This is a genomic window from Streptococcus sp. Marseille-Q8145 (assembly GCF_965112035.1).
Genome location: NZ_CBCOPQ010000007.1, coordinates 1 through 8,120, shown reverse-complemented (window position 1 = coordinate 8,120; position 8,120 = coordinate 1). Strand labels below are relative to the sequence as shown.

The window sequence follows — 8,120 nt, the reverse complement described above, 5'->3', positions numbered from 1 at the left end:
TGAGTATAGCAAGCTCTTGCAAGTCCAAACAAGTGCTTTGAAAGGCTTGGAGACAGCAGGCAAGAGTTCCTTTACGTCGAAAGAAGCAAAAGCGTTTTATAATAACAATGAATTTTTGGGTGGGGTACTTCAAGTCGTAGAAGGAGTTAATAACTCAACTCCAGTGGAACTGTTGAATCTTGTTTCAAAATCAGTATCGATGTCAGTTGAAGGCTACCATTTTGTTAAGAAAACTTCAAAAAAATAGCAGATAATGAAAATTATAATCGTTTCAATAATGGTATGGATTTGATTGGCGGTTTCTATGATTTGTTTGTTACCGGTGCACGAAGCCATCTATCCCATAGTATTAGTATGGAGAGGTCGGGGTTTGCAGGGTTATCTAAGTTCTGGCAGATGTATAGTAAAGACGGAAAGACGCTTCGAGATGTTCTCTATAACTCCAGGTTAGGTTCTAAGTTTAGATCAGGACTAAGCGCTATTAATAATTCCAAACTATGGCAGTTTGCGAGCAAACTTAAAGATACGGTCAATGTAATAGATGGTCCACTTAAGAGTGGAATCAACGTATTTGGAAAAGGGTTAAATTTTGCCGGCTGGACAGTGATGGCAGCAGAAGCTACCTATCATGGAGTTAGTGCCTATAACGATAAAGATAGTCGCGCTTATAAGAGCGTTGGTAAGTCTGTGATTCATGCTGGGGTAGAGACCATGAAGAATGCAGGACCATTGGAAGCGACAGCAATTGGAGCCAAATTCGGACCTCATGTGGCTGCAGCAGGTTTTTTACTAGGAACTGCAAATGCAATTTTGGGTGTAATTAATCCTAGCGGAAAAGATAAATTTTATGAAGGTATTGAAAACGCTGCTTTTGATGCCTATGATGGGGCAGCCAAGGCAGTAGGAGATGTTGGGAAGGCTGTCTCGAGCGGTTGGAAGACCATGACATCTTGGTTTGGAGGTTAGGTGATGAAAAGAATCAGTATTTTCGGTGCAGACTTTGAACGAAGTAAGAAAATCGTAACGAATGGAAAGTTTGCCTTAACAGCCGGTATGCCAAATCCTATTCATATGGGGATCATCAATCGTCTACTCCGGGTTATATTTGGTATATTTATCTTTTTTGGAGTTATGGTTTACTTTCTATTAATTGCTTTGCCAAGTAGTGTAGGGCTTGATGGGGAAGCACATTATCTTTCTCATCATGCTGTTTCTTTATTTCGAACAATTGGGGAAATCATGAGACCAATCAGTATAGTTTTCTATCTAACTTTCCTTTTTGGCTCTATACCTGTTTTTTGGCCGAAAAAGCGCTTGAGCAGTCAGTTGTGGACTTACTTTCCTTTTTATTTTTCAATGTCAATTTGTGCATTTATATCAGCTTTTTATTTTGCCAGTGCGGTAGCTTATGATGCTTATACATTGGTGGGTTTCTGGATTCAGCTTGTGTTAGGAATGGTTCTCTTTCTCTGGATTATTTCTAATAGTATTCAGAATCTGAAGCGAAGACTAAACGATGAAAAGGAAAAGTCAATCTTTAAGAAGGTGATGATAATTACAGTCGGAACGATGGTAGTTCTCTTCCCAGTATCACTGGTCTATCATCTAATGAACCAACTCTCAGTTCATTGGTATTTCTATATTTTTGGACTATTTTTGGTAGTTTGGTTTGTCATCGGAGCCTATTTTATAGCTTTTCTTATGAATGTACACATTTTTCAAGCCTACTATATCCATAAGTATCCTATGGAATACAAAGAATATTTAGGAATCAGTGACCGAGAATGGTACAGCAAACGATATTATAAAAAGCTGGTTAAAAGTGGCCAGCTACAAGAAGAAACAACACAAGAGAATGGAGAAGAAAATGAGTAAAAAATTATTGCCTTTAGGGAGTATTGTTTATTTGGAAGGCGGCACTGTTAAGGTGATGATCGTTGGCCGGGGAGCCGTTTTAGAGCAAGAAGGAACCAATGTCTATTCAGACTATGTAGGAGTTATATATCCTAGAGGAATTAACCCAGAAGATGCGGCGTTTTTTAACCACGAAAGTATTGAAAAGGTTGTCTTCAGAGGTTTTGAGGATGAGGAGGAAATTCGATATATGGAAGTCTATGAAGACTGGGAAAAAGGTCTGGATATACAGAAAATGAGAGTCGAGGATTGAGTTCAGTAATTTCAATTACGATTTACTATAAATGAGGAATCGCTTTAAATAATGAAGCGATTTTTTAGTTATCGGCTTCCAGATTCATGGTATAATTAAAGAGTGGGTGGCTTTGTTTTTCTATGCAACATAGGAAAGGTAGATTGAAAGAGGTTTATGAACAAAAGACAGCCTTGTCTAATTCAAAAACCTCGATTGATGCTCAGCTCAAGACAGCTAAGACCTCTTTTGTGAATTTGGTACATTCGGAAAGTCTCAAAGGAGATGTTAAGGGAGCAATCAATGCAAAAATCACTAATCACCAAGTCCCACTATTGACAAATTTTTCGAATGCTTTAGCGGTTCTCTTAGCTCAGTACGAGAAGACAATTAAGCAATTTCAATCAACGGTATCAGAGAATGCGGTGGATGCGATTATTGATACGGAATATCTGCAGGGGCTTTTGGATGGTTTTTCAGATTTGGAGACCAATATTAGTACAGTGGATAAAGCAACTGCAACTATTTATAGCTCTATCTCTGACATTATCAGTCTGACGAATCCAGATGCCAGTACAATTACGACCCCTTTGTCAGAAGGTAAGAAGATTTTAACAGATACCAAGACGAATATGGCGAGCTTCAATGGCTGGAAGCGAGGAGATGAGTTTGATAAAGTGATGACGATGCAAACTCAGAGTCTAGAAAATCTTGATAAATTCAAAAGTAGTTATTTTAATTCAAAAGATGCCAAAGCATTTTATAACGATAAAGATTTTGTTCAAGATGTTAAGAAAATCACTGAAAATGTCAATTCTTCAACTCCTTTGGGCTTGCTGACGAGTATTAGCAAACTAGTAATTACGCTAAATAAATGGGAAAAAAGAGGAACTAAGTTTGTTAAAGCAGTAATTACTTATTTAAAAGAAATAAAATATATCAACGGCAGAAAAATTATTGTTGACAGCAAGGGTCATGTTCAAATTGGTTCAAAACGTCAGAACCTCTATAACAGAAACAATAACAAGGTATATAAGAGAGGAAAAGAATTTCAAACTCAGACTAAGCAGTCTGATATTCGCAAGACCAATATCGGTAGAGGTGTTAAGATGACCGGTTGGAAAAATGCTTGGGCCGATGCCAGAAAGTCTGGAGCTGCTGCAGCGAAGGATTCCTTTAAATCTGGTTTGAATCCTTTTAGTGACTTCAAAGGATTTAAGGAAGCAAGCAAATGGGCTAAAGGTGGAAAACTTTTGGGAGCTGCAGGTTCTATTTCATCAATTGTAATGAATTTCAAAGAATCTTTCTTTGATGATGAAACCTCTACAACAGGTCAAAAACTCCGGAACTTTGCAGTGAATCAGACTGTAGATACAGTTTCTAGTGCAGGAGCAGCATATGCAGGTGCAGCTATTGGCACGATGATTGGTGGTCCTCTTGGTACGGTTATTGGTGCTGGAGCTGGTATAGCATTTTCTTGGGCAATGAATGAGAAATGGAATTTTATGGGTAATAAGTCTGTCACAGATGTAGCTAAGGATGGGTTGAAGGCTGCAACGGATGCCATTGGTGGTGGCTTCAAGACAGTAGCAGGGTGGTTCAGCTAATGAATAAGAAAAAATTATATAAACAATCAAGACAAAGGAACATGAATGAGGAGCGTTACTACGGCCCTTTGATTACAAATGAAGTAAGTCTAGGTTATATAAAAATTTATCCTTGGATTATGCTACCGATTACGATATTTTTATATTTTGCTGGTGGCTACAACGACACGGTCGGTATTATTAAGGCCTTATTTTTTATCTGTGTCCTTATTAATGGATTCAGTATTATGTTTGGCCTTTTTAATTCTTTGGTTAATCGCTTTAAATCTCTGACCTACATCTTAATCGGTTTGGTAGCTTGGACAGTATTAATCAGTTTCACCTTTATCGGCCTATTGATGTTTACCACAGACGGAAGTCCTCTTAGTGCACGAACAGTCTATGATTCCGATTTGAGTCTAATTTATGTCATTCCAATGTTGTTGATCTTTCTTTTTATTTGTGGTTTTTATGCTTGGTATTACCTTCCTAAAAATCAGGGGAAAATCTGGGCTATCAACCGATGGGAGACTTATGGTGGTGAAGAAAAAGGAAAGAAGCACGAACGATTGTTCAACTTTGGAGTTGCTTTTGTGGCTGTCATATTAGCCCCAGCAATTCTTACTGGTTATATTGAAAAAGTGTTTGGTATTTCATTTGGGATTCTGATAACAGTGGCTTTTCCAGCAGTTATGGTAGATGCAGTTTATGCAGCAATTTATATAAGGAAGCATCCTGATTATGATGAATTAAATTAAAAAATGAATAATAAACTAGAAAGAAAAGAAGTCATGATGAAACCTCTACAACAGGTCAAAAACTCCGGAACTTTGCAGTGAATCAGATTGTGGATACAGTTTCTGATGCAGGCGCAGCTTATGCAGGTGCAGCTATTGGCACGATGATTGGTGGTCCTCTTGGTACAGTTGTTGGTGCTGGACTTGGGATGGCAGTATCCTACTTTATGAATAGGAAGTGGGGGAAATCAGAGGATAGTTCCCTCACTGGATGGGCTAAATCGGGCTTAAAGAATTTATTTGGAGGATAAGTATGTACGAAGAACGTTACCACGGCCCTTTGATTACAGATGGGGTTAGTTTAGGCTATTTCAAACTTCTACCTTGGATTACACTGGCAGTCTCTTTTATAGGTTTTTTTGGTACGACCTATGTCGATCATATTGGCATTTATAAAATCTTGTTCATTATTTGCATGTTCATTAGTGGTATAGCAATCCCACTCTCTTTCTTTGATCGTTTTATTTTGAGATTTAAGAGTTTTATCTATCTTTATGTTTCTATACTTGTTTTGATTTTAAACGTTGACATCACTTTTATAGGCTTGCTTATGCTAGTTGGTAAAGATGAAATCTATTCAGGCTTGGCGCTGGCTTATAATCTGGTAGCTCTCTGTATCCTGCTTTTTTCTACTGGTCTCTACTCCTGGTATTATCTTCCTAAAAATCAGGGGAAAATCTGGGCTTTCAACCGATGGGAGACTTATGGTGGTAAAGACAATGACAAGAAGCAAGAGCGATTGTTTAATTTTGGAGTTGCTTTTGTAGCTGTATTGTTAGCGCCAGCTATTCTCACTGGCTACATTGAGAATATCTTTGGTGTTTTCTTGGGAATCTTGATGAACTTCGTTTTCCCAGCTCTCATAGTGGATGGAGTTCAGGCAGCACGCTATGTACGCAAACACCCAGAATATGAAGAGTAGGATTAATAATTGAAGAATAAACTAGAAAGAAAAGAAGTCATGATGAAAACAAGACAGAAAAAGTTAGTGCTTCACCAACTGTATGGCTATGAAGAAAAAAATTTGCTTGATATTCCAGTGGAATTACTTTGTCAAGAAATCTACGATCTATGTTGGGAGTTTATAGAGGATATGCTGGATCTTGTATATTCAGATGGACCAGTATGCTTTAAAAGTTATCCTTTTTCTGATCGGAATCACTTCTCCATTTTCTCAACATTTGGGAATGAAATAAATCCTACAGGTAACTATGACGGACCAATTCTCTTTGAAGAAAAAGTTTTAGTAAGTAGTGATGACTTTGCGACATTTTCTTCGGGGAGTCTAGGAGACTATTATGACACTTTGGCAACCAAATATTCAGATAAAAATTTGGAATCCTTGGCAGTGTATCACGTACTTTATCATCCTGGTAAGGAAATTAGTGTTGACGCATACAGTAGTTGGGAGGTGGATTAATGGATTATATAGCGGCAGAAGGTGTGACAAATCAAGCCGTTTTTGAGGCTCGCAATGTTATAAAAAAACGTGCCAGCTTTCATGTAAGTCAGATGCAAAATGAACTAGATGCATTTATGACAGCAATTGAAAAAGCTGGCGGACATCCCAATGGACCAATTGTCTATAGCTTGAACAATGTTCCTGAAGATGGAAATATGGATGTAGAGTTTCTACTTCCATTGCAAGAGGAATACTTGGAAGTAGAGGGAATGCGCTTCTCAACCTATTTTGAAATTAACAATGTGCTGATGGTTTCATTAGATCATGATTATGAAGAATTAACGAAAGAAGCTTATGCGCGTTTACTATGGACATTGGAACAGAATGACCAAGAACTAAATACCCCTTTTTATCATATCTTGCAGACTGAGGGTGCAGGTCGTGTAACTGTATTGATTGGTTATGCGTACTAATGAATGAAATAAGTGCTTTATACCAAACTTCTTTAGCTCGAGTGGGAGTAGAAGAGGATAAAGGATCTATCTTGGAGCAAGTTGGTCATTCCTTGGTCAGTCAAGGTGATGCTTTCCGTAGACTTCAGTTGGTGATTCTCAAGAACGAGTCTTTTTATAGTTACAATAGTCTGCTTGGTACATCTGTGACGATGAAGCTTGATTGGGAAAAAGAGGAAGTGACTCTAACTTACTTAGATTCAGAGCTCATTTTGTCAATGGAAGACTTTCGATATATGGAAATCTATGAAGACTGGGAGAAAGGTCTGGATATACAGAAAATGAGAGTCGAGGATTGAGTTCAGTAATTTCAATTACGATTTACTATAAATGAGGAATCGCTTTAAATAATGAAGCGATTTTTTTAGTTATCGGCTTCCAGATTCATGGTATAATTAAGAGTGGATGACTTTGTTTTTCTATGCAACATAGGAAAGGTAGATTGAAAGAGGTTTATGAACAAAAGACAGCCTTGTCTAATTCAAAAACCTCGATTGATGCTCAGCTCAAGACGGCTAAGACCTCTTTTGTGAAATTGATACATTTCCAGCTGTGGGTACTGTTGCGGGTTCTATGGTAGGTAGTTTTATAGGAGGTAAGATCTCAGAAGGAATTAATCATGTATGGGATAAGTTCTCCTATGGAGAGTGGAAGTTGCCTAAACTGGAGTGATAGAATTTGGATGAATAATTAGAAAGAGGTTAGAATGTTTTTTCTTAGACGTCGTCGAGTGTTTATAGGCGAATGTGATGGTCAGGCGGTCTATTATGACCAGCAGACTGGGGAGGCTTTGGCCGCTCCAAAGAGTACCCTGCTCAATACGGAAGGTGCGCGTGAAATCAGTGCCTACATTTCTGAATTAGTTATTTTTCTAATAGCAGGTGGGCCTATTGCCTTTGGATTCTTTGCAGCCCTGTCTATTGGTGTCTATAACTGGACCAGTTTGACCTATATTCTACTATCTTGGTTGGCGGAATTTTTGCTTTTGGTTTGTATTCTTGAGCGAGGGCTTTATAAAAATGTTCGCAAGGCTGTTCCGACAACAGAGAAGGTGTTTTACTATGCAGCTTCCCATAATTTGATGGTGAGGGGGGACGATTTCGACCCAGCTAAGGCATCTGCGACAGCCTGCCGAATTGTTCGATGGATCCTTGTGCTTATGAATTTATATTCTATATATGTTATTTATAGTTATATCCAGTTATTTGGTCAGCCTATTGAGGATAACTATGACTTTTGGGGGATGGGGATAATCTGGTGTACAATAATATACTTTTATAACCAAAGTAACCCAGTTCGTTTTGTGAAGATTATGAAGCTATACAGTCAAGGGAAAGTACGTTTTAAGGAAGACGGAGAAGAAAATGACAGATAAAATTTTACCTTTGGGTTCAGTTGTAACCCTAAAAAATGGTGATGATACAGAAGTGATGATTGTTTCACGAGCTAGTGTCATCGAAGTGGATGATGGTCAAGGAGGGACTAAGAGTGTCTATTTTGACTACGGATCAGTGGTTATTCCGAACGGGATGCAGACACCAGATAATTTGTTCTTTTTCAATAGAGAAAATGTCAAAGAAGTTCTATTTGAGGGATATAGAAACGAAGATGAGAAGGCTTTTGAAGAGCATTACGATACTTGGATGAAGTCAGCAGAAGTTCCAAAAGGATCTATTT

Annotated in this window: 13 protein-coding genes and 1 pseudogene; all 14 read left to right on the top strand. The window is 38.1% G+C overall.

Features of this window, described 5'->3' with window-relative positions; genetic code table 11:
• Positions 1 to 247 (top strand): annotated as a pseudogene (locus ACWPVL_RS11585) (T7SS effector LXG polymorphic toxin); the annotation flags it as partial.
• A gap of 359 nt (positions 248 to 606) precedes the next feature.
• Entirely contained in the window at positions 607 to 966 is a 360-nt protein-coding gene (locus tag ACWPVL_RS11580) for a hypothetical protein (protein WP_454389155.1), read from the top strand.
• Positions 967 to 969: 3 nt separating this feature from the next.
• Entirely contained in the window at positions 970 to 1,875 is a 906-nt protein-coding gene (locus tag ACWPVL_RS11575) for a beta-carotene 15,15'-monooxygenase (protein ID WP_454389153.1), read from the top strand.
• Complete coding sequence (locus ACWPVL_RS11570) at positions 1,868 to 2,167, top strand: DUF4176 domain-containing protein (protein WP_454389151.1); 300 nt, start codon at positions 1,868 to 1,870, stop codon at positions 2,165 to 2,167. The genes ACWPVL_RS11575 and ACWPVL_RS11570 overlap by 8 nt, the downstream gene beginning before the upstream one ends.
• A 143-nt stretch (positions 2,168 to 2,310) precedes the next feature.
• Positions 2,311 to 3,753, top strand: coding sequence for a T7SS effector LXG polymorphic toxin (locus ACWPVL_RS11565; RefSeq protein WP_454389149.1), 1,443 nt, complete (start codon positions 2,311 to 2,313; stop codon positions 3,751 to 3,753).
• The gene (locus ACWPVL_RS11560; protein ID WP_454389147.1) at positions 3,753 to 4,490 is read left to right on the top strand and encodes a hypothetical protein; all 738 of its coding nucleotides are present in this window, start codon (positions 3,753 to 3,755) and stop codon (positions 4,488 to 4,490) included. The genes ACWPVL_RS11565 and ACWPVL_RS11560 overlap by 1 nt, the downstream gene beginning before the upstream one ends.
• A gap of 77 nt (positions 4,491 to 4,567) precedes the next feature.
• Complete coding sequence (locus ACWPVL_RS11555; RefSeq protein ID WP_454389145.1) at positions 4,568 to 4,780, top strand: hypothetical protein; 213 nt, start codon at positions 4,568 to 4,570, stop codon at positions 4,778 to 4,780.
• A 2-nt stretch (positions 4,781 to 4,782) separates the two neighbouring features.
• Positions 4,783 to 5,451 (top strand): hypothetical protein, encoded by a 669-nt coding sequence (locus tag ACWPVL_RS11550; RefSeq protein WP_454389143.1) that lies wholly within the window; start codon positions 4,783 to 4,785, stop codon positions 5,449 to 5,451.
• Positions 5,452 to 5,460: 9 nt separating this feature from the next.
• Positions 5,461 to 5,949, top strand: a complete 489-nt coding sequence (locus tag ACWPVL_RS11545; protein WP_454389141.1) for a hypothetical protein — start codon at positions 5,461 to 5,463, stop codon at positions 5,947 to 5,949.
• Positions 5,949 to 6,404, top strand: coding sequence for a DUF5085 family protein (locus ACWPVL_RS11540; protein ID WP_454389139.1), 456 nt, complete (start codon positions 5,949 to 5,951; stop codon positions 6,402 to 6,404). The genes ACWPVL_RS11545 and ACWPVL_RS11540 overlap by 1 nt, the downstream gene beginning before the upstream one ends.
• The gene (locus tag ACWPVL_RS11535; RefSeq protein WP_454389137.1) at positions 6,404 to 6,742 is read left to right on the top strand and encodes a hypothetical protein; all 339 of its coding nucleotides are present in this window, start codon (positions 6,404 to 6,406) and stop codon (positions 6,740 to 6,742) included. The genes ACWPVL_RS11540 and ACWPVL_RS11535 overlap by 1 nt, the downstream gene beginning before the upstream one ends.
• Positions 6,743 to 6,885: 143 nt before the next feature.
• On the top strand, positions 6,886 to 7,023 hold the full coding sequence (locus tag ACWPVL_RS11530) for a hypothetical protein (protein ID WP_185761029.1): 138 nt from the start codon (positions 6,886 to 6,888) through the stop codon (positions 7,021 to 7,023).
• 126 nt (positions 7,024 to 7,149) lie between these two features.
• On the top strand, positions 7,150 to 7,818 hold the full coding sequence (locus ACWPVL_RS11525; protein ID WP_454389135.1) for a hypothetical protein: 669 nt from the start codon (positions 7,150 to 7,152) through the stop codon (positions 7,816 to 7,818).
• Positions 7,808 to 8,120: DUF4176 domain-containing protein (locus ACWPVL_RS11520; RefSeq protein ID WP_454389133.1), on the top strand; the 313-nt coding region annotated here is incomplete at its 3' end. The genes ACWPVL_RS11525 and ACWPVL_RS11520, both read left to right, overlap by 11 nt.